Annotated in this window: 18 protein-coding genes and 3 pseudogenes; 10 read left to right on the top strand and 11 right to left on the bottom strand. The window is 34.2% G+C overall.

All coding sequences use genetic code 11. The features are described 5' to 3' along the window. Positions 1 to 3 precede the first annotated feature (3 nt). A pseudogene (locus CFPU101_RS26115) lies at positions 4 to 1,035 on the top strand (DNA cytosine methyltransferase); the annotation flags it as partial. A gap of 39 nt (positions 1,036 to 1,074) precedes the next feature. After that, a pseudogene (locus CFPU101_RS26120) lies at positions 1,075 to 2,124 on the top strand (HpaII family restriction endonuclease); the annotation flags it as partial. 107 nt (positions 2,125 to 2,231) lie between these two features. Here CFPU101_RS26120 and CFPU101_RS02775 read toward each other — a convergent pair. Together CFPU101_RS02775 and CFPU101_RS02780 are read right to left on the bottom strand one after the other, a co-directional pair. Beyond that, positions 2,232 to 2,426, bottom strand: a complete 195-nt coding sequence (locus CFPU101_RS02775; protein ID WP_206813818.1) for a hypothetical protein — start codon at positions 2,424 to 2,426, stop codon at positions 2,232 to 2,234. 4 nt (positions 2,427 to 2,430) lie between these two features. After that, the gene (locus tag CFPU101_RS02780) at positions 2,431 to 2,571 is read right to left on the bottom strand and encodes a hypothetical protein (protein WP_206813819.1); all 141 of its coding nucleotides are present in this window, start codon (positions 2,569 to 2,571) and stop codon (positions 2,431 to 2,433) included. A gap of 204 nt (positions 2,572 to 2,775) precedes the next feature. On the opposite strand from CFPU101_RS02780, the gene CFPU101_RS02785 reads away from it, so the two are divergent. Both CFPU101_RS02785 and CFPU101_RS02790 read left to right on the top strand, forming a co-directional pair. After that, complete coding sequence (locus tag CFPU101_RS02785; protein WP_242577763.1) at positions 2,776 to 2,976, top strand: aspartate aminotransferase; 201 nt, start codon at positions 2,776 to 2,778, stop codon at positions 2,974 to 2,976. A 2-nt stretch (positions 2,977 to 2,978) separates the two neighbouring features. Next, positions 2,979 to 3,215, top strand: a complete 237-nt coding sequence (locus CFPU101_RS02790; protein WP_206813820.1) for a DUF6737 family protein — start codon at positions 2,979 to 2,981, stop codon at positions 3,213 to 3,215. Position 3,216: 1 nt separating this feature from the next. On the opposite strand, the gene ilvN is transcribed toward CFPU101_RS02790, so the two are convergent. Both ilvN and CFPU101_RS02800 read right to left on the bottom strand, forming a co-directional pair. Next, positions 3,217 to 3,735 (bottom strand): acetolactate synthase small subunit, encoded by a 519-nt coding sequence (gene ilvN, locus CFPU101_RS02795; RefSeq protein WP_206813821.1) that lies wholly within the window; start codon positions 3,733 to 3,735, stop codon positions 3,217 to 3,219. Between the two features lie 61 nt (positions 3,736 to 3,796). After that, positions 3,797 to 4,729 carry an alpha/beta fold hydrolase gene (locus CFPU101_RS02800; protein ID WP_206813822.1) on the bottom strand — a complete coding sequence of 311 codons (933 nt, stop codon included), beginning with the start codon at positions 4,727 to 4,729 and terminating at the stop codon, positions 3,797 to 3,799. Between the two features lie 218 nt (positions 4,730 to 4,947). Here CFPU101_RS02800 and infC point away from each other — a divergent pair, with 218 nt between their 5' ends. Beyond that, positions 4,948 to 5,484 carry a translation initiation factor IF-3 gene (gene infC / locus CFPU101_RS02805; RefSeq protein WP_206813823.1) on the top strand — a complete coding sequence of 179 codons (537 nt, stop codon included), beginning with the start codon at positions 4,948 to 4,950 and terminating at the stop codon, positions 5,482 to 5,484. Positions 5,485 to 5,531: 47 nt separating this feature from the next. Here the strand turns inward: infC and CFPU101_RS02810 are convergent, their stop codons facing one another. The 7 genes from CFPU101_RS02810 to CFPU101_RS02840 all read right to left on the bottom strand — a co-directional run bounded on the left by CFPU101_RS02810 (position 5,532) and on the right by CFPU101_RS02840 (position 14,687). Continuing rightward, positions 5,532 to 6,422: a PD-(D/E)XK nuclease family protein gene (locus CFPU101_RS02810; protein WP_206813824.1), complete on the bottom strand. Its 891-nt coding sequence runs from the start codon at positions 6,420 to 6,422 to the stop codon at positions 5,532 to 5,534. A gap of 18 nt (positions 6,423 to 6,440) precedes the next feature. Further along, positions 6,441 to 8,234, bottom strand: a complete 1,794-nt coding sequence (locus CFPU101_RS02815; RefSeq protein WP_206813825.1) for a protein kinase — start codon at positions 8,232 to 8,234, stop codon at positions 6,441 to 6,443. A gap of 34 nt (positions 8,235 to 8,268) precedes the next feature. Then, complete coding sequence (locus CFPU101_RS02820) at positions 8,269 to 10,767, bottom strand: DNA translocase FtsK (RefSeq protein ID WP_206813826.1); 2,499 nt, start codon at positions 10,765 to 10,767, stop codon at positions 8,269 to 8,271. Positions 10,768 to 10,780: 13 nt separating this feature from the next. Then, the gene (locus CFPU101_RS02825) at positions 10,781 to 11,776 is read right to left on the bottom strand and encodes a YbjN domain-containing protein (protein ID WP_206813827.1); all 996 of its coding nucleotides are present in this window, start codon (positions 11,774 to 11,776) and stop codon (positions 10,781 to 10,783) included. 57 nt (positions 11,777 to 11,833) lie between these two features. Next, entirely contained in the window at positions 11,834 to 12,895 is a 1,062-nt protein-coding gene (locus tag CFPU101_RS02830) for a hypothetical protein (protein WP_206813828.1), read from the bottom strand. Positions 12,896 to 12,958: 63 nt separating this feature from the next. After that, positions 12,959 to 13,810, bottom strand: coding sequence for a P-loop NTPase fold protein (locus CFPU101_RS02835; RefSeq protein WP_206813829.1), 852 nt, complete (start codon positions 13,808 to 13,810; stop codon positions 12,959 to 12,961). 49 nt (positions 13,811 to 13,859) lie between these two features. Then, positions 13,860 to 14,687 (bottom strand): hypothetical protein, encoded by an 828-nt coding sequence (locus CFPU101_RS02840; protein ID WP_206813830.1) that lies wholly within the window; start codon positions 14,685 to 14,687, stop codon positions 13,860 to 13,862. A gap of 225 nt (positions 14,688 to 14,912) precedes the next feature. Between CFPU101_RS02840 and fumC the strand changes: the two genes are divergently transcribed. The 5 genes and pseudogenes from fumC to mgtE all read left to right on the top strand — a co-directional run bounded on the left by fumC (position 14,913) and on the right by mgtE (position 20,782). Beyond that, on the top strand, positions 14,913 to 16,298 hold the full coding sequence (fumC, locus tag CFPU101_RS02845) for a class II fumarate hydratase (protein WP_206813831.1): 1,386 nt from the start codon (positions 14,913 to 14,915) through the stop codon (positions 16,296 to 16,298). Positions 16,299 to 16,491: 193 nt separating this feature from the next. Beyond that, on the top strand, positions 16,492 to 16,791 hold the full coding sequence (locus tag CFPU101_RS02850) for an RNA-binding protein (protein WP_206814121.1): 300 nt from the start codon (positions 16,492 to 16,494) through the stop codon (positions 16,789 to 16,791). A 290-nt stretch (positions 16,792 to 17,081) separates the two neighbouring features. Further along, positions 17,082 to 18,388 (top strand): annotated as a pseudogene (locus CFPU101_RS02855) (ATP-binding protein). A 257-nt stretch (positions 18,389 to 18,645) separates the two neighbouring features. Further along, a complete protein-coding gene (phoU, locus tag CFPU101_RS02860; RefSeq protein ID WP_206813832.1) occupies positions 18,646 to 19,314 on the top strand; it encodes a phosphate signaling complex protein PhoU in 669 nt (222 codons plus the stop codon). 76 nt (positions 19,315 to 19,390) lie between these two features. After that, positions 19,391 to 20,782, top strand: coding sequence for a magnesium transporter (gene mgtE / locus CFPU101_RS02865; protein WP_206813833.1), 1,392 nt, complete (start codon positions 19,391 to 19,393; stop codon positions 20,780 to 20,782). Positions 20,783 to 20,784: the final 2 nt, after the last annotated feature.

Consider the following 20,784-nt stretch of genomic DNA (forward strand, 5'->3'; position numbering starts at 1 on the left):
ACTATGTTAACTTTTATCGATTTATTTGCAGGTATAGGAGGATTTAGAATTGCCCTAGAAAAATTGGGATGTAAATGTGTTTTCTCATCTGAAATTGATCCTTTTGCCAGAAAAGTATATTTAGAGAATTTTGGTCATCTACCTGAAAACGATGATATTAGACAGTTAAATGAAAATGATGTTCCAGAACATGATATTCTTTGTGCAGGATTTCCCTGTCAAGCGTTTAGTATTGCTGGTAGAAAAAATGGCTTTGAGGATGCGAGAGGAACTTTATTTTTTGAAATTGCTCGAATTATTAATGTTAAAAGACCAAAAGCATTTTTATTAGAAAATGTTCAAGGTTTATTAAATCATAATAAAGGTAAAACTTTAAGAATTATCTTAGATATTCTAGAAAATGATTTGGAATATTATGTTCCATCTCCTAAAATTTTAAATGCAAAAGATTTTGGTGTTCCTCAAAAGAGACCTAGAATATTTATTGTAGGTTTTAGAAAAGATTTAAACATTTTTAGTTTTTCATATCCTAAACCAGTAGGACAAATTGTTACTCTAAAAAATATCTTAGAAAAAGATGAAGTAAGCGTTAAATATTATTTATCCGAGCAATATTTACAGACTTTGGTAAAACACAGAGAGAGACATGAAAATAAAGGTAATGGGTTTGGTTATGAAATTATTTCTAATAATGGAGTTGCTAACTCTTTAGTTGTTGGAGGAATGGGCAAAGAAAGAAATTTAGTAATTGATGAACGATTAACTAATTTCATACCTGTTACTCGGATTAAAGGAGAAGTTAATAAATCATTAGTTAGAAGAATGACACCAAGAGAATGGGCAAGACTACAAGGATTTCCTGAAGATTTCAAAATAGTGGTTAGTGATGTACAAGCTTATAAACAATTTGGAAACTCAGTCGCTATTCCTGTAGTTCAAGCTGTAGCAGAACAAGTTATAAAAACTTTATCATTTCCTGAAATAAACACTGGATATTTAAAGGATATGCAAGGTGAACAATTAGAATTATTTTCAAAGGAAAATGTTATGTATAAAACTTTTAATAAAGGAGAATGGACAGAAATCTATGTTCTTTTTTATCTACTAGGAACAGGAAAGCTTTATAAAGGTGATTTTCAATTTAAAATTATTCTAAATTCATTTTATAACATTAATAAGATTTTACGGTTAGAGAATTTAGATAATCTTGAATTTACTATTCAAGACACTGAGTCGAAAATCATTATTAGTAGAAATGGTAAAGATACTAAAATCATACCTATGAGTGATTTTATTGATAAAGCTAATAACTTAATAAAAGAAATTAGAAATAATAGTAATACGTTTGCTTTGCCAAAGGTTGAAGATTTTCTTAAAAGTATTCATTGCGTATCTATTAAGAGTTCCTCTAAAAATATTAAAGATATAGAAGTTGAAATTATAGATCACGATATACAAGCCTCAGAAAAATTAAGTTTTTCCATAAAATCTAAATTAGGAAGTTCTCCGACAATTTTTAATGCTAATCTAAAAACTAGCTTTATTTATCAAATTGAAGGAATTAATAAACAAGAAGTTAAAGAATTAAATCAACTAAGCTCGGGAAAGCAAATTCTTAAAAAAATTAGAAATAATAAATTAATTATATTTGATGAAGTGAAAACCAATAATTATACTGAAATACTTTATAGAAATTTAGTTCTTGTAGATAGTCAAATGCCAGTCATAGTATCAAGTTTATTACTTAACTTTTATAGTGATGATAAAAGTAATATAGTTGATTTACATCGGAAAATTGTACTAGATAATCCTTGCAATTATCAACTTGACAATATTAATGACATTTATGAAAGAAAAATAAAAGATTTCTTAAATAGTATAACTTTAGGTTTAAGAGCATCAGAAAACTGGAAAACAGAAGAAGCTCCTAATGGATTTCTAGTTGTTAGACAAGATGGCGAAATAGTTTCTTATCATTTATTAGACAGAAAAATCTTTGAAGATTGCTTATTTCATCAGACGAAGCTAGACAGCCCCTCAAGCACAAGACATAAATATGGCAAAATATATGAAGAAAATAATCAATTTTATATAAAATTATGTCTTCAAGTTAGATTTAAGTAAAGAAAAATTAGTAGCAGATATTACTCATTTATATTTCAAAGTTCAAGAAATCAGAGAAAGACTAATTCAATCTCAACAAGACAAACTAGATGAATATGGAGAATAAATTATTTTATTGTCAAATTCAATTCATTAAATTGTTTAATGAGTTCTTGACATTTTTTTGAGGCTGCTACTGCTTCTTTCATCAAAGTTTTACCCTCACTTCTTTGATTATTCTCAAAAGCGATTGATGCTTCTTTACTTAATTTAGCTGCTTGGCTAGATTCATATTTTATTTGTACTTTTAATTCTTCCATCATTGATTTAATCCTCTTGTTCTGACAATATCGTTTCTAGATTCTCTACCACTTCATACAGTAAATCTGCTTGACTTTGAAGTAAACTAGCATCATTATAATTTTCTTGCTCAACTGCGTTATCTGCTTCACTATATAAATCAGTCACAATACGATGAAGTGATAAAGCAGCCCGTTCTAAAGCGTTAAACGTCTGTCTTTCGATAGCTATATTTCCAATATAAATTTATAATTATTATCGCAAAGTTAGACAAAAATTTCCACAAGCCAAACACAGCAAGAACTTTTACAATTGATAGAGACGATCTTAGTTTACAAGTTACCGAAAGTCAGTAGGCAGGAGATAGAAGCAATGTTTAGTTTAAATGATTTAAAACAAACTATAGTGTATCACGAGGGTCGAGAAGAAGGTCGAAAAGAAGGGAAAATAGCCGCAAAATTAGAATCTGTACCTCGTTTAGTCGCGTTAGGATTGAGTTTGGAGCAAATCGCACAAGCTTTAGACTTAGAAATCGAACAAGTTAGACAAGCAACTCAAGAAACCCACAAATAATCATGTCAAACACAAAATCGCTTAATGTTTGGGACTATAAACCTTGGTGGTGTCAACCTTGGTCAATTTTACTGACTGGCATCGTTATTATCGCGGCTAGTTGGTTCCTTTTTCAAAAAATTTGGCTTGTTGTCGGGGTTTCTTTCCCTATCCTCGTTTGGTGGGTGTATTTTTTAATTATTTACCCAAAACTTGTACAACAAGCTTTGATAGCCTCGCAACAGCCTATTAAAGAGTAAACTACACTTTGGCTTCTAAAGATTTGAGGTATTCTGTATTGACACCAGACTCACGAATTAAGGCGATTTTACCCGTTCTTGCTACTTCTCGAATGCCAAATTTATTCAACATTTGCATGATAGCGACCATTTTACCTGGGTCACCGACGACCTCAATTGTCAAGGTTTCTTCAGAAATATCAACAATTCGGGCGCGGAAAACTTGAGCGAGTTCAATAACTTCAGCGCGACTGCTGGCATTCGCATTCACTTTAATTAGCATCAATTCCCGTTCAACGGCGGGGGTTTGGGTGATATCTTGTACTTTTAGGACATTAATCAGCTTGTAGAGTTGTTTAGTTAGCTGTTCAATATCATCTTCACTTCCAGGGACAACCATCGTAATTCTAGAAATGCCTAATTGTTCCCCAGGCCCTACTGCTAAACTCTCAATATTAAAACCGCGACGCGCAAATAAGCCAGCGATGCGACTTAAAACTCCAGCCTCATCTTCCACTAAAACCGAAAGGGTGTGTTTCATGGCAATCAATTTTTATCTCTACTTCTAAGCAATCGGCATTCCAGCTAGATTTTGTATTTTATCACACATCTAAAGCCTTTTTAAGATGAAAATGTTTCTTAATCCAGGCTAGCAAGATAGCATTAAAGCGATCGGGACATTCATCGTGCAGACAATGACCCGCTTGCTCAAAATCAACTCTTTCAATTCTAGGATTAAGATCACTGAAAATAGAAGCTAGGGCAAAAGGAACCATTTTATCTTGACTACCCCAACACAACAGCATCGGTATCGATAAATTAGGTAAAAGTTGCCGAACTGAAGGCGAAAAACTTGGATTACGCGAGGTTTCAAACAAAGCACAAAAAGCTCGTTCTGCCCCTTCATCTTGGGCGGGGGCGGCTAAAATATGTATTAATTCATCGGTGACAGCTTTTTTGTCTTCATAAGCAATACCAGCCCATTTTCGCAGGATTTCAGGACGACGCAAAAAGCGAAATAAAGGTTTTAAAAGCAGGGGTGAAGCAAATAAATTTTCAATATTCGTCACCAGAGGAGATAAGAAACCTGGAAGGGCTTCTTGTCTGAGGGAAACATCGGGTAAACTAAGCATAGCAATTCCTTTCACCATTTCGGGATAGCGAGATGCAGCCAATAAACAAACCAGAGAACCTACCGAGTTACCGACTAAAATTACAGGTTTTTTAATAAAAGTCCGCCAAAAATCATAAACTTGCTCAACCCAAAGCTCTGTGTTATAGGTAACATAGGCTTTTCTCGATGCACCAAAACCCAATAAATCTAAAGCATAAACTCGATGTTGCTGACTCAGAACAGGGATATTGTATCGCCAATGTTCGATCGCTGCTCCAAAGCCATGTAGTAGAATAATAGGGGGATTCACTTGTTCTAATTCTGAAGAGGAGCGCATAAAAGTGTAACGAATTTGCCAACCCCGCCAGACCCAATCCCTCTGATTACCGATACGCTGTCTCCAATGCGTCGCAACGGTCACACTTTATCCCTCAACGTAAAAAATGTTTACAATCTCTCTTATCCTATTTTAGTCACATGAACGTAAGCGGAAGAAATTGGATTAAGTTCAATTAAAAACAAATCCAAACAGTTTAAGTACAATTAAAATTAAAGAACATAGAGTCAATGCCAAACCGTTTATTGATCACTGACTCAAATTCTATTTTATATACTCATCGGAGACGATAACAAAAGCCTGTGACTGAAAGAAAACGTAATCAACGCGATCTGCCTCAAATTAACGAAAGAATCCGCTTTCCGACTATCCGCGTCATCGATAGCGATGGTGGACAGTTAGGTATATTAACGCCTGACGATGCGTTACGGATGGCCGAGGAAAAAGAACTTGATCTTGTTTTGGTCAGCGAAACAGCCGACCCGCCCGTGTGCCGTATTATGGATTACGGTAAATATAAATTTGAACAAGAAAAAAGAGCCAGAGAAGCGAAGAAAAAGCAGCATACAGCAGATGTAAAAGAAGTCAAAATGCGCTACAAGATCGATGACCATGATTATCATGTTCGCGTTAACCAAGCAAAACGCTTTCTCAAAGATGGAGATAAGGTCAAAGCAACCATCACTTTTCGTGGGCGAGAAATTCAACACTCTAACTTAGCAGAAGAATTACTCAAACGCATGGCGATTGATTTAGAGGAACACGCTGAGATTCAACAAGCCCCTAAAAAAGAAGGGCGTAATATGATGATGCTACTGTCACCGAAAAAAGAAAAATAATATGTAATCTAAGGGTTTGGTCTTCAAACCCTTATTTGACAAAGACTTTAACTGGCTTCTGTATTTTCAAAAAAGCTTTGACACTTTCGTTTTTGAGGGCAAAGATTACATAAATGAGGATGAATGGTAGCAGGTGGCGGTTCTGAGTCTCCACTTTCCCAAGTTAACCATTCTTGCATCTGTTGTAATTTGTATAGAATAGATTGATAGATTGTTTCTTCTAGTTTTTCCCAACTATAAAAATCTGTTTTCAAGTTAGGAAAGATATAGGAAACTTGGGCATCGACAGGAATTCCTTTCGTTTGTTGTAGCATGTAGCTGTATAGTGCTACTTGAACAAATTGAGCGATCGCATTAGAAGCAGGATAGGTTTTATAATCAACAACAGCGAGACGGTTTCTAGAAAAGTTAAAAATTAGACTATCCAGTTTTCCTCGTACAATTTGCTCTTGATTATTAGGTAATTTAAAATTATATTTGAGAACATATTCTTGCAAAATGAAGGTTTTTTTAATAACTTTATCAGCCGAACAAAAATGGCGATTCAAAATCAGTAATGTTGTCCAATCATCAATTAAACTGGTTAAACCCTGCCACAGTTTTAGTAAAAAATCAACTTTTTTATGATAATTTTTTTTGATTTCACGTAAATAAGGTAAAAAGATCAGTTCATATAATAAATTTTTAATCTGTTGATTTAATTTTTCTTGATTAATTTGTTCTGGTGAACCTTCTAAAAATTCGCTAAATTTTGGCTCGTGTCGCATCGCATCAAGACATTTTTCTGCTAAACCATGATAAGTAATGCCAATTCCTAGAGTTTTTTCAGGTGAATTACACATTAGCTTTCCACCAAACTTATGACCCAAATAGAATAATCTAGGACATTCAAAAGCAACTTTAACTTTAGTGACACTAAATGAAGGATTTTGAGCCATTATATTTTTGATAATTAACTAAGCGATTACACTTTTAAGATTAATTAAATATTTCGTAGTATTGAATAATTGAAAACTTTGATAATTTTGTAATGATTGCAAAATATCTTTAATCTTAAGTGAAAAATTAATTCCCACTGCCACTGATATTGATAGTCCCCGTGTCGAAATACCAATAATTTCGCCAAATTCATTAATCGTTGGGCCGCCCGAATTTCCAGGATTAATTAGAATATTATGTTGAATTGTTCCTCTAGTAATTGATGGATGTTTACCTTCTTGATAATCTTCATGAATCTGGCTAACAATTCCATTAGACATGGCAAAACCAAACCCTTTGGGATAACCAAAAGCATAAAGTGTATCACCTATTTCTAGTTCTGAATTTTTAGCAATCCCAAAGAAGTCTAAAAATTCTGTATTATCTATATCAATATGGAATAAAGCAAAGTCTAAATGTTGTACATCAGCTTGAGAACCATCAATTTTTGTAATGGCATTTTTAGGGATAATAAATTGCTCAATTAAAAATTCTTGTTGATTCCAAATCGCTACAATTTTTAAATCAATATCAGCTTTAAAATTTAAGTATTTTTGAATAAATTCTGGCCAATTAAGTATCTGACTAATAACGTGTAAATTAGTCATAAAGTAACAACGCGATTTGTGTTTATTCAAATCAATTATTTGTTTATACATAAAACTACTGCCACTGGATATAGCAGAATTATTTAGACGCATTTCGAGCAGGGGTACAGAAAGTTTTGCAATTCTGACTAATTCTTTTTTCTCAGCTTGTTCTAAAACAATTTCGCTAACTTCACGATAATTATTACTTCTTTGTATTCTTCTTGGAGAATATTTTAAATTCATTGTAGTTTGAGGAAGTTGTTGTATTTTCTTTAAATCATTAAGAACTTCATCGGCATTTTGGTATCTATCTTTAACGGTTCTTTGTATTAATTTATCTAAAATTGATTTAAGTTGCTCACTGATCTTTATTTCTGGATGTATATAATCTCGCCATTTCCACCGTCCTGTAGAAGTATCATATAAAACGTCTGATATACTATGATTATATAATTTTCCAGTCAATAATCGAATACAAGTTACCCCTAAACTATACAAATCACTACTAAAAGAAACTTCACCCATCGTTATCTGTTCGGGAGGTGCATAACCAATAGTTCCGATAATTGTACCTATTTGATTTTTAGATTCACTAATTAATTTTTTAGAAATGCCAAAATCAATTAAAACAATTTCACCCAGATTTTTTTCTGATGATATCGTAGAACGACAAATAATATTTTCGGGTTTAATATCTCTATGAATAATGTTATGATTATGTAGTAATTTTAAAACTGGTAATAGTTGTTTTAATAAATGAATAATTTTTTCTTCATCAAAAGTACCATTACTTTTTAATTCAGTTAATAAATTTTCACCTGAAATAAATTCCTGAATCAAATATAATTGTTTATTGTGTTCAAAAAAAGCATAAAGATCAGGGATTTGAGGATGTTTACCAAAGTCATGTAATTGTTGCGCTTCTTGGTTAAAAAGAGAAATAATTTGATCATCTGGCTTTTGACCTAGAGGAGATAAATGTTTAATTACACAAGGATAATTAAATTTGTGAATATCTCTGGCTTCATAAGTTCTACCAAACCCTCCACTACCTAATTCACGAATGATTTGATACTGATGATGAAATAGAGATAATAAGTTAGATGAGCCACAGTTACGGCAGGTTTGAACATTAACAGGGTTAAACGGTTGCGAACATTGAGAGTTGTTACAATAAAGCATATGTTGATATCAATAAAGCAGTTAATTTTAATTACTAAATAAAAAATTTTTCGACAAACAATGATTGTAGTCGTTCTAATTTACCAGCCATTTTATAAAGTAAATCGCCTTTTCCAAGGAGTTTAGCCGCTAATTTATCGCCTAAAATAATTTGTGAATCAGCTTCGCTATTTGTTCTAAGTGCAATTCTTCCAGGTAAATTAGACCGAATCAAAGGTGTAACAACTGTAGCATCTGGACGCTGTGTAGAAATAATTAGATGAATTCCTGCTGCTCTCGCTTTTGCTCCTAAACGTTTTATACTATTTTCTAATTGAGTACGGCTTTCTTTTTCGGTCATAAAATCAGCGTATTCATCGAAAATACAGACAATTCTCGACAAAGGAGAATCAGTCAATTGATTATAGGTTTTCAGATCGGGACATTTGGCTTTATCTAAGATTTGATAACGTTCCTCCATGATTTCTACTAATTGATTCATTAAATTAATTGCGTCTTCGGTGTCTTTAACAATTGGTGCATATAACCAAGGCAATTTTTCACACTCAGAAAATGTCACACGTTTAGGATCGACTAAGGCAATTTGTAACGTATCGGGTGAATGACGAACTAATAAACTCAGTAATAACGATCGCAAAAACTCACTTTTCCCGCTTCCTGTACCCCCTGCAACTAGGAAATGACACGTATTCGGATCGGCTAAATCTGCTTCTATTAGCTTTCCATTTAAGTCAATTCCGATAGCGATTGTCATTTGCTCACTGGTAGATTTAGAAATATACTGCTCAAATCTTGCAGTTTGGCGATCTTTTCGCGGAATATCTACACTGATAAACCCTGCTTGAGGTTGTAGCATTGGTGGTGATTCTAAACCTAGATGCACCTGTAAATCATCTGAACGATTGACAATTGTTACAACTTTTACTCCTGGTGCGGGCTTAATTTTTACTCTGATAAAAGAAGGAGCCAGAACCGAACCAATATACTCAACTTGAACACTAAAAGCTTTTAAAATCGATACTAATTCTTGTCCGATTGTGTCTGTAACAACAGGTGGAGGAGGTGGAGATATTATAACAGAATGAGGATTGAATAAGCTTTGACAAGTCTTCTGTTGAGGGCAAATAGTACAAAGTTGTTGATAAGATGTAGAAGGTGGAGAATTAGGGTTAGGATCTTTCCACTCTAGCCATTGATGTAACTGTGGTATCTTCTGGGTAATAAATTGCCAAAAAATGGATTCAATTTGACACCAAGAATAAGTTATCTCTTTAGCATCTGGAAGTCTTAAATAAGTAACTGAACTAATTGGAATGTTTAATTGTTTTTGTAGCAAATAACTGGATAGAACAAGATCTATTTCTTGAGAAAGTGAATCAATTAATGAATTAGCTTGATAACGAATCATTAGTAATTCTTTTTGTTTCCAGTTATACACAAAGTCGCGTAAACTTCCTTTAATAGTTTGCTGTTGATTAGCTAACTTAAATTGATGTTCTACTGAAATATTTTGAGCAACAAACGTTTTAGCAAAAACTGTATCACTTGAATAAAAATGGCGATTATCGATTAAAATATCTGTCCATCGTTTGAATAAATCGGTGAGTATCTGCCAGATAGCCTGAAAAATAATAGCTTGCTGTGGATTTGTTTTAATATGTGTTTGTATATAATTAAAAATTACAGATATATAAGATAATTCTTTTATTTCTTGAGCTACATTTTCAGTGTTTAGTTGGTCTGTTGATAAATTTAATAGCTGACTAAAACGGTTATCTGTAAGAACTTTGCTTATCAGTTGATCTAACAATTCATTAAATAACTGCTTAGACGATTCCTGCTCGTGCTTAAAATTAGTTTCACCTCCTTGATGAGAAACTAAATAAAATAAACGTGGACATTGCTGTGCTAATTGGATATGTTTTAAATTTAAAGAAGGTAAATTGATGGGGTCTATAAGATCGACACAAATAGGGTAATATTCTTGGATGATTTCATCAGTAGTAGTTTGACATTCTAGTAAGTCTTCAATATTGTCCTTTTGCGGTTCGTTAAGTATAGACTCAATTAGAGGAAGATAAATTTTTACTTGCTCAAAATTATCTTCAAAAAGATTTTGAAGAAGTTCAGAAGTTAAGCGATCGTCTTTTACCATCAGACTATTTTGAAAAATGATTAACTGATTCGTAAAATCGATTTCAAAATTGCCGAACAGAATATGAGAATTAAGACTCATCAAAAATTTTATGACTTCTGATTGTTGATGAGAAGTGAATTGATAAGGAAGAATAGAAGATAAAGTGACTTGCTGATTATCTTCATCTATATCCAAAAATACATCAATAAAAACTATCCAATCTGTCTCACTTTTTGATTGGGAAGTAACAAAACTGATTACCGATCGTTCTGGCTCTTCTTTAAATTTAATTTTTTGCTCACGTAGCCATTTTTTTGTAATTTGATATAGATTACCTTGTGTATTTTCGGTTTCCTTTCTAAAAATATTGCCAAAAGATACAAATAATTTATTCATGTTCTTCCTTTACTTAAGCAACAATTTTAGTCTGTAATACTTCAGTCATTTTTCTCCCCATACTAACCTCTTCTATTTTTTTGATAAAACTGTCCATTACTTGTATATTCATATAAACAATATTTTTAATCAAAGCTTGACTTAATACATAATTTGTCACTTTAATGCTAGTTTTGTAATAAATTTTCGTAAGTTGCTCATTCATTTCAAAATTTCCAAAGTTAACGACAGCATTAATTTGCATTAAAAACTCTGCAACAGATAAAGTATTTTGTTGTGGAATTGGCTTCGGATAAACAGAATAAAAAATAAAGTAATCTTGCTCTTCTACTGTTTTTGCGAAACAATCCCATTGTTCTTCATCTCCCTGAACACTCAATATTAATACATCTTCATCTGAACTTTTTTGATAACTCCAGTTTTCGTCTTGAAAAAATTGAATTACAGCATCTAGTAATCGACTCATTTTAATTTTTCCAAAGTTTAATAAATAATCATGAACATGAGCTAAATAAATTACATCCATTGTGGCGTAACTAAGTTGTTCAGGTGTTAGAGGACGTTTACCCCAGTCACTTGTACCCTTATCATCAACCAGAGAAAAATTACATAATTGAGCAGCTAAAGTTTTAAGTTTTAAATCTGAAACTTTCAATTTTTCACGAGTGATGTTTTTAGCTATTTTTAAAGTACAAGTTATATTTTTGGTTGGTTTTCCTCCTAAAAATCTTAAATCATAACTAGCATTGTGAAAAACTTTCTCGATATCCGAATTCATCATAATCTGCTCGATAAAATAATCTATCAGATCTGACTTATCTAATACATCAAGAATATAGACATTAATTCCCGAAAAATCTTGTAAATTTGCTGAAATTTGAATAATAGATAAGCGAGGTTTACGTGTTCTCCAATCTGCTATTTCTGTATCTAACCAGAGAACAGGATAAGACGAAAGATGATTAATTGCATTTACGATTTCACTAGCTTGAGTTAAGTATTTTGGCATGAGGGTACATAGAATTAAGGTTTATTGTTTGTAAAAAATTAGTCTAATTTAGAGAAATTAACTAGACTGAGGAACCCAAGCAACAAGCTGTTCTTTAGGTTTGGCTGGTGAAGGATTGATAATAGTTAATGAGCCTCTTATATGCACATCTTGTAAAATTTCCTCACAATCAACATCACTTAGAGCAATAAATTGATTTCTCAGTTTTCCAATAATAAAAGAGCGACCTAATAAACATTCTTTTTGTAATAAGTTGATCAAAAATTTTTGAGCTTTTTCTTTCATCTGGACATCAGGAGATGGAGGAGCTTCAAACAGCCCTAATTTTTGCAATAACTGACAATCTTTTAAGACACCTGAATCTCTAACTAACTGTTCTAGTGTCGGTAAATCAATTGTCTGAAAGTTAACGTTTAAATCTCCTGATTCAGCTTCATAGGCTAATTTTTGATAAGTTCTGAGATAGTGAACATCTTCTAAAGAAGGAATGATATGTGTATGGGGAGTAGTAGCACCGAACATACTTTCATACAGTTGATAACCTTTAGTATTTGGCTTACCTAATTTTGCGGCTCTGATCAGTATAAACAAGTCGCAGTAGTTGTTATCAATTACTATTTTACTAGCATTCATAGCATGAAAAAAACTACTCATATGCGGTGCTTCATACCAAAATATCCCAGTTTTTTTCTGAGAATTTTCAGAAAGATTACAACTCAATGAATAATTAGTATAGCTCAGACTCTTTAAAAGCCTTGACTTAATATTTTTAGCCTGTAAAGCTTTTAGATTTTTTTGTAGCATATCAATTAGTTGTACTCCTGAAAAATCACATATTTGTTGCACTACAGACTTTGTTTTATTAAATTCATCTTGCCAAATTAATTTAAAAGCTATAATTGGGTCGATAGGTGGTTTGATTATTTCTATACTTGATTTATACTCTGCATATAAGATTCCACCATAATTTAATGATGCTCTTAAATTAGCTTTTCCACTAGGAAAGTTAGCATCTAATTTTTTTTTGTCTAATGGTGCAATTAAAGAATCTGGCAGAGGATTAATTTGAGAATGTATCGGATAAAGTCGATTTGACCAAAGTGCTTCTACTTGCTCCAAGCTAATTTTTTTGAGTGAAATCTTTTTTTGAATTCGGGTTAAATCAGACTGTGGAATTGTATTTTAATACCTGTTCCAGTTGTTTCTTTCAATACTAATAATTACGAGAAAGTTTTTAAATTGATTATTGTGAAAAGTTGTGTTAATTTTGAAAAAACCACTAATATCACGAGAACCATTAGATAATTGTGGCCCGAGTTCTACTTGATCGAAGCACAGTACAATTGGGATAGTTGCATCTGTAATTTTACCAAAATTACCTAAAATTAATCTGGCTATAACTTCATCATCGATTGCACGATGAACTCCCAAATTTTCTAGATCTTCTTCGCTAAGATCGTCTCCTCTTAGCCATTGATAAGCCAAAAAAGATTTATCTGGTTGTGTCAATTCGTATAAAATGCTAAAGAACTGCTGCGCTTGATCTAGATGAGGATATTGAGTAGTTAGTTGATTAATAAAAGCTTTTCTTTCTCCGAGCAAAAGTTTAATTAATCCTTGATCATAAAAGACAGGTAAACTTTTTAACCAAAGAAGCAATTGAGATTCTTGTTGTCCTTTGGGTGTATAAATTAAACTATTTACAACATAGCGGAGAGTATGTCTCCACATATAATCGTTACTCGGCCAAGGTTCGATATAAGCAAAAAAAGCTTCTGAGTTTAGTTTCTTTTTAAGACGACCCAAAAGATAACTTCTTCCAGAACCTCTGTCACCCTCTAATATAATGCTACGAGTTGCATGATCTTTCTTCATTTCCACAAGCGTTTCTGTAACTTGATTAATTGCCTCTTGATGAATAGATTCAACTAAAGATGAGGTAGGTTGGTTATCTGTCCAGAAATTGCCAGTTGTAAAAGTTATAGGATCGAAAGGATTACCTTCTTTTAAAATGATGTCATCTAAAGTCGCCATGTTAGTACATTAAAAAGTGTATAGAGAAAACAAAGAAAAATCACAGAAATTAGTTAGTAATCAAGAAAAATAAACAACCGCCGATACCTTGCGGTATACCTGCTTGAATTTGCTCAGGGGTATAATGAACAGATTCAACTAAAGTACTCAATTCTAGTTTGTCTTGCTTCTCCAAACGATAAAGTGCTTGATCTAATTCATTTCGTGACAAGGGTGGCTGTAATTTTTCTCTTAGATAAAAAATCGGTAGAAAGTTTTCGGTTCCAAGTTCTTGATCAAGGTTGATAATAGTCTGTAAGATTTCATCATCATTGGGTTTCGGAAGATTTAAGTCTTGATTAATAATTTTTTGATGCTCAATCCCAACTAAGATAAATTTACGAATCAAAGATAAATAACCTTTTAACATTGATGAACTCAGAATAAAATTTTCTTCACCCGTTGGTTGATATTCATTGGCTAAAAATTCTTGTCCCTTTTCTGATAGCGATACTTCCTTGATCTCTGTACTTGCTACTTCTAAATAGCCTTTGTCTATAAATTTCTGGATCAGTTCATCTCGTGTTTTTGCAAGAATTTTTTTGATTTGGCTTGGTTTGATCGCTCCTTGTTGGCAAGCTTGCAGGATTTTTTGTTCTTCTCTACTCAGAGGATACGGGGAATTTTCCAGTTTGAGTACATTTTTACCATCAGGTGTCAGCTTAATGGTTTTAATTTCTTCCTTACAGTCTATTAATTTACGATCGCGCAACTGACGACAAATCTTATTTCTTTCGGCTGCCTTGGTTTTATCATTAAGTTTAATCTCACTCAAGGAAGCTTGATAATTATCCTTGCTCAAAAGTTTGAGAAGAAATTTTAGTTCTAGGGTATCCATGTTTTTACGACTACAACTGACGGAATAAGCTAGACTAGGCAGTATAGAAAGGTTCTAGCGATTTTAGATGACACGCTTGACTTCTTGTTCAACCTAGCTACGTGGATTTACAGTGTTAGTATTCCCAGAAATAGCCGCAAAAATCACAGTTTTAAAAAATTTATGACTTTGACTTTCTTCTAAAATATCTAATATTGAAATTTGTTAAGGACTGATTTTACTTTTATGACGCATCGTATCGAAAAAGACAGTATGGGTGAGATCGAAGTGGAAAACGATCGCTACTGGGGCGCACAAACACAACGTTCTTTGATTCATTTTGATATCGGTAATGATCAGATGCACCCAGAATTGATCCGCGCTTTTGGTATCCTAAAAAAAGCCGCAGCAATGGTGAATCATGATTTAGGAAAACTTCCCACAGAACAAGCACAATTAATTATATCTGTTGCGGATGAGGTGATAGAAGGGAAATTAATGGATCATTTTCCCTTAAGAGTTTGGCAAACGGGAAGTGGCACCCAAACTAATATGAACGTTAATGAAGTGATCGCCAATCGTGCGATAGAATTAGCGGGTGGAACGATGGGCAGTAAAAAACCGATCCATCCGAATGATCACGTTAATATGTCCCAATCTTCTAATGATACTTTCCCGACGGCGATGCACATTGTCGCGGCTACAGAAATTATTAATCAACTCATTCCTAATGTTAGTCAATTACGGGATGCGATCGCACAAAAAGCCGAAGAATTTCAAAATATTATTAAAATCGGTCGCACTCACTTAATGGATGCGGTACCTTTAACCTTGGGACAAGAATTTTCAGGATATGTCGCCCAATTAGACCAAAGTATCCAACGAATTAAAAATAGTTTACCTGATTTATATGAATTGGCTCTCGGTGGAACCGCAGTCGGAACAGGTCTAAATACTCATCCCGAATTTGCTCAACGTTCTGCCGAAAAGATTGCTTTATTGACGGGACTACCTTTCACTAGCGCACCGAATAAATTTGCAGCTTTAGCAAGTCATGATGCTCTAGTTGCAACCAGTGGTACCCTCAAAACCATAGCCTGTTCCTTGATGAAAATTGCGAATGATATTCGTTGGTTAGGATCAGGGCCTAGATGTGGCTTAGGTGAATTAATTTTACCTGAAAATGAACCTGGTTCCTCGATTATGCCTGGAAAAGTCAACCCGACACAAAGCGAGGCGATGACGATGGTTTGTCTACAGGTCATCGGGAATGATACCACAATAGCGATCGCAGGTACACAGGGAAATTTTGAATTAAATGTCTTTAAGCCTGTGATGATTCATAATTTGTTACACTCAATTGATTTATTAGCAGATGCTTGCCGTTCTTTCAAGGAACATTTAGTCATCGGTATTCAACCTAATCATCAACAGATTGAGTATTATCTAGAAAATTCCTTGATGTTAGTTACAGCCTTAAACCCTCATATCGGCTATGAGAATGCCGCGACAGTTGCTAAAAAAGCTCATGCAGAAGGAAAAACTCTAAAACAAGCTTGTTTAGAATTAGGTTTTTTAACCTCCGAAGAGTTTGAACAATGGGTTAGACCCGAAAAAATGATTAATCCGTAGCAAGAAGGTCAAAAAATGTTGAAAAATTTCTCAAGTATGTTAGAATAACGAATAGAGAAATAAACTCGGTGTCCAAGCTCGGTGTCAGTGTTAACTAGATTAAAGTATTTAAGATTTGGTATTCGTCAGCTTCTTTCCGAAATTAGCCTCTCTACATTTTTTCCGAACATTTTGATTGAACAGGTACAAGCGTATGTCTATTTTTATCGGTAATCTCTCCTATGAGGTAACCAAAGAAGATCTCTCTGATGTCTTCACTGAATACGGCAAGGTTCAGAGAGTTCACATTCCTACTGATCGTGAAACAGGCAAAAAAAGAGGTTTCGCTTTCGTAGAAATGGAAACTAAAGTTCAAGAAGCTGCCGCTATTGAAGCCCTAGATGGTGCTGAATGGATGGGGCGCGAATTGAAAGTCAACCAAGCCAGAGAGCGTGAAGATAAAGGCTCGTTTGGTGGTGGCGGTGGTGGCGGTAACAGACAAAGACGCTACTAGAACGAAAAATATCTTTTAAGATCATTTGAATTTTAGTTGAGGGAAGCTAGTTAAGCTTCCTTTTTTGTTGTGAATAGGTAATAACACTTACTTTACCACCTCTCCCCCTAGCCCCCTCCTCACAGGAGGGGAAACGTTAGAGGAATATGTTTATCGGTGGGAGCGTCAACTCCTTTACCCTTTCATCTCCTAAATGATGTTAGGCTAAATTTCATAAGAGAATTTATTATATCAGTTCAAGTGTACTGATTGTAATCAAGACTTGAGCTTTAGAGAATTACCCTAGATTAATGAATACATTTTCCTTTATTTTTGGATTAGTTTTAGGACTTGTCATCTGTTATTGGCAAAGAGTGCGTATCAATAACCAGTTATACCAACTGCTGAAGACTTCACCCTATCCCGTTGATTTTTCCACTTCTTTACCATTGTTGTCTCTAGTGCGACGAGAAATACATTATTTGTATGAAAAACAACAGCAACTAGAACAAGAAGTTGTAACCCAATCATCAATTTTAGAAACAGCACCTATCGGTTATTTAGAAGTTGATTTAGACAATCATCTTTTAAAATGTAATCAGCAAGCCAAAGAACTATTAAAAATAGATCGATGGCAAATCGGGCAAATGAGATTACTTTTAGAGTTAGTGCGTTCCTATGAATTAGATCAATTAATTGAAATTACTCGAAAAACTCAAAGACCACACGTTAAAGAATGGTTTTTTTACCCTACTCAATATTCCCTCAATGATTCTACAGAAAAAACTCTAAAAAATAAATTTAATATTAATAAATCAACGGCTCTTAAAGCTTATAGCTATCCACTTCCAGATGAAAAAGTTTGTGTTTTTCTAGAAAATCAACAACAGCTAGCTGAACTTGTCCAATCACATGATCGCGCCTTTTCTGATTTAACCCACGAACTCAGAACCCCCTTAACTTCTATCTCTTTAGTTGCTGAAACCTTACAAAAACGCTTGCAAAATCCCGAAAAACGTTGGGTAGAGCAACTGCTAAAAGAGTTAATCGTTTAATTAAACTCATTCAAAATTATTTAGAAATTAATCAATTACAAGCTAATCCAGACCAATTAAATTATGAAATTGTTAATGTAAAAGATTTAATTCTATCCGCTTGGCAGAGTATTTTACCAATTGCTCAACAAAAAGAAGTTACTTTAGATTATCAAGAATTAGAAGAATGTTTAATAGAAGGTGATCCCGCACGTTTGACCCAAGTTTTTTTAAATCTATTCAATAATTGCATTAAATATAGTCCAAAGCAAGAAACCATCTTAGTACAAATAGTTTTAAAAAGGGAAAACAACGAAATTAAACAAATACAAATCGATTTTATAGATTCTGGGATTGGATTCCTAGAAACCGATTTACCCTACGTTTTCCAACGTCTCTATCGTGGTGATCTCTCTCGAACTCGACAAGATGAGACAAATTCTTTAACCCCAGGTTGTGGTTTAGGTCTTTCTATTTCTCAACAAATTATTCAAGCTCATCAAGGCTCTATGATTGCAAAAAACCATCCACAAACGGGGGGAGCATGGGTTACTATTATTCTACCTCTCAAAAAAGTCAGTTAATTTGTCATCAAATCGTGACTTTGAATTGATGAAACTGAGTAATTGCTAGATAAAAAATGCTCATTCCATAAGCCATAATAGCTTGATTTAGATCAAGAAAAGAAAATTGTTTTTAGTTAAATTTAGTTTAAAGCTATTTTCCTTGTAAAAGTTAGTATCTATCTTTGGGATTATGTTTATACTCAAAAAGAGTTTTTCTTGTTATTAATATAAATAGAATCTAAAATATACAACTTTAAGGTCTTGCTATTTGTCAAGTGAATTTATCAGCCTACACCAACCGCCCAGAACGATCGCACTTTGAACGATGTCTCAAACGTCTAGAACAAGATGTCTTACGCATGGGCGCATTGGTTGAAGAATCATTTCGTTTAAGTCATCGCTCACTGTTTGAGCGAGATCTAGAAGCAGCCCAAAAAATCAAAAAACTAGATAAAGAAATTGATCGCTATTATCGTCAAATCGAATCAGACTGTGCTACCTTTATGACGCTACAAGCCCCAGTAGCTCAGGATCTAAGATTATTAAGTGCTTTTATGCAACTGGTGAGAGATTTAGAGCGAATAGGTGATTATGCCAAAGATTTAGCCGAAATTGCGATCAAACTTTTCTCATATCCTCCTCATGAGTGTATGAAAGAAATCCTCGCCATGTCAGAATATGCTCAACTTATGTTAGCAACCAGTTTAGTTGCTCTGACTGAATTAGACCCAGAAGCGGGGCAAAAAGTGAAAAAGCTAGATGATAACGTAGATGATGCGTATGATCGACTCTACGAAATTTTAGCGCAACAAAGAGATATAAAAGGAGTCGTTGAACCGATTTTACTGATGGGCTTAATGATTCGTCATTTAGAAAGAATGGCCGACCATGCGACCAATATAGCCCAAAGAGTGTCTTATATTGTGACGGGAACTCGTGGCTAATTAAGCAAATCACTATTCACTGTTTACAGCTTATAGGTAAGATAAGTCACAGAAGTGAATTTTAAAAAAGGTAACCTTGACAGAAAATCTAACATCGATTCAAACCGGTTTACGCAGTGAACTACGACAATTAGTCCGTAGTCAACTCGAGCTATTGTTAGAACAAGGGAACTTAGAGGGAGCAAAATCGCTACTCATTCCAGTTTTGCCCGTCGATATTGCCGAAGCCATTGAAGGTTTACCCGAATCAATGCAGGTCATTGCCTTTCGTCTATTGTCCAAAGCCGAAGCGATCGAAGTTTACGAACATTTAGACACCACCGTTCAACAAGCATTAATCCAACAATTTAAACAGCAAGAAGTTCTCGACATCGTTGATAAAATGTCTCCAGACGATCGAGTTAGATTATTTGATGAACTCCCTGCTAAAATTGTACGCCGTTTACTTTCCCAACTCAGTCCAGGCGAACGACAATCAACCGCTTTATTATTAGGCTATGAAGAGGGAACCGCAGGGCGAATTATGACACCCGAATATATTTCCCTCAAAGAAACCCTTACCCTAAGCGAAACCCTAAAACGAATTCGTAGTTTAGCCAATGCTTCAGAAATCGTTTATTACCTATATGTTACCGATGCGTCACGTCAGTTAACGGGAATTGTTTCACTCAGAGATTTAGTGATCTGTGATCCCGAAACCACTCTAGGGGAAATCATGACGCGGGAAGTTGTTTGCGTACATACCGATACCGATGAAGTTGAAGTCGCCCACATGATCCAACGCTATGATTTACTAGCATTACCCGTAGTAGATCGAGAACAGCGTCTAGTCGGAGTCGTCACCGTCGATGATATCTTAGATATTTTGCAACAAGAAGCCACTAAAGATATTTATGCGATCGGTGGTTTACAATCAGACGGCGATAATTACTTTCAGACTGATTTAATCACCGTCGTTCGTAAGCGCGTTGTTTGGTTGTTAGTCTTGTTACTAACGAATACAGTCACAGGAACTATCATTAAGACACAGACTGGCATCATTGAAAAAATGGCGATCCTAACTGCTTTTATTCCGCTACTAACGGGAACGGGGGGAAATGTCGGGGCGCAATCTTCGACTGTAGTGATTCGGGGTTTAAATACCGACGAAATTCGTACACTCGGTTCGTTCAAAATCGTCTGGCGCGAAGCTCAAGCAGGAATTCTCTTAGGAATTATTTTAGGAGCATTAGCCGCTTTTTGGGCTTATTTTTTACTTCATGCTAACGTAGCTGTGGCGATCTCAGTCGGTATTAGTTTAGTTGGAATTGCTCTTTTAGCAGCCGTCGCAGGTTCAACCCTACCCTTTATCTTTCAATCATTGGGATTAGATCCCGCTTTAATGTCGGCACCTTTTATTACGACTGCCGTTGATGTACTTGGGGTACTGATTTATTTTACCATCGCCCGTATGATTCTAAATCTTTAAAT

Origin of the sequence: Chroococcus sp. FPU101 (assembly GCF_017312365.1) — a bacterium.
In the GTDB taxonomy this organism is placed as follows: domain Bacteria; phylum Cyanobacteriota; class Cyanobacteriia; order Cyanobacteriales; family Microcystaceae; genus Chroococcus.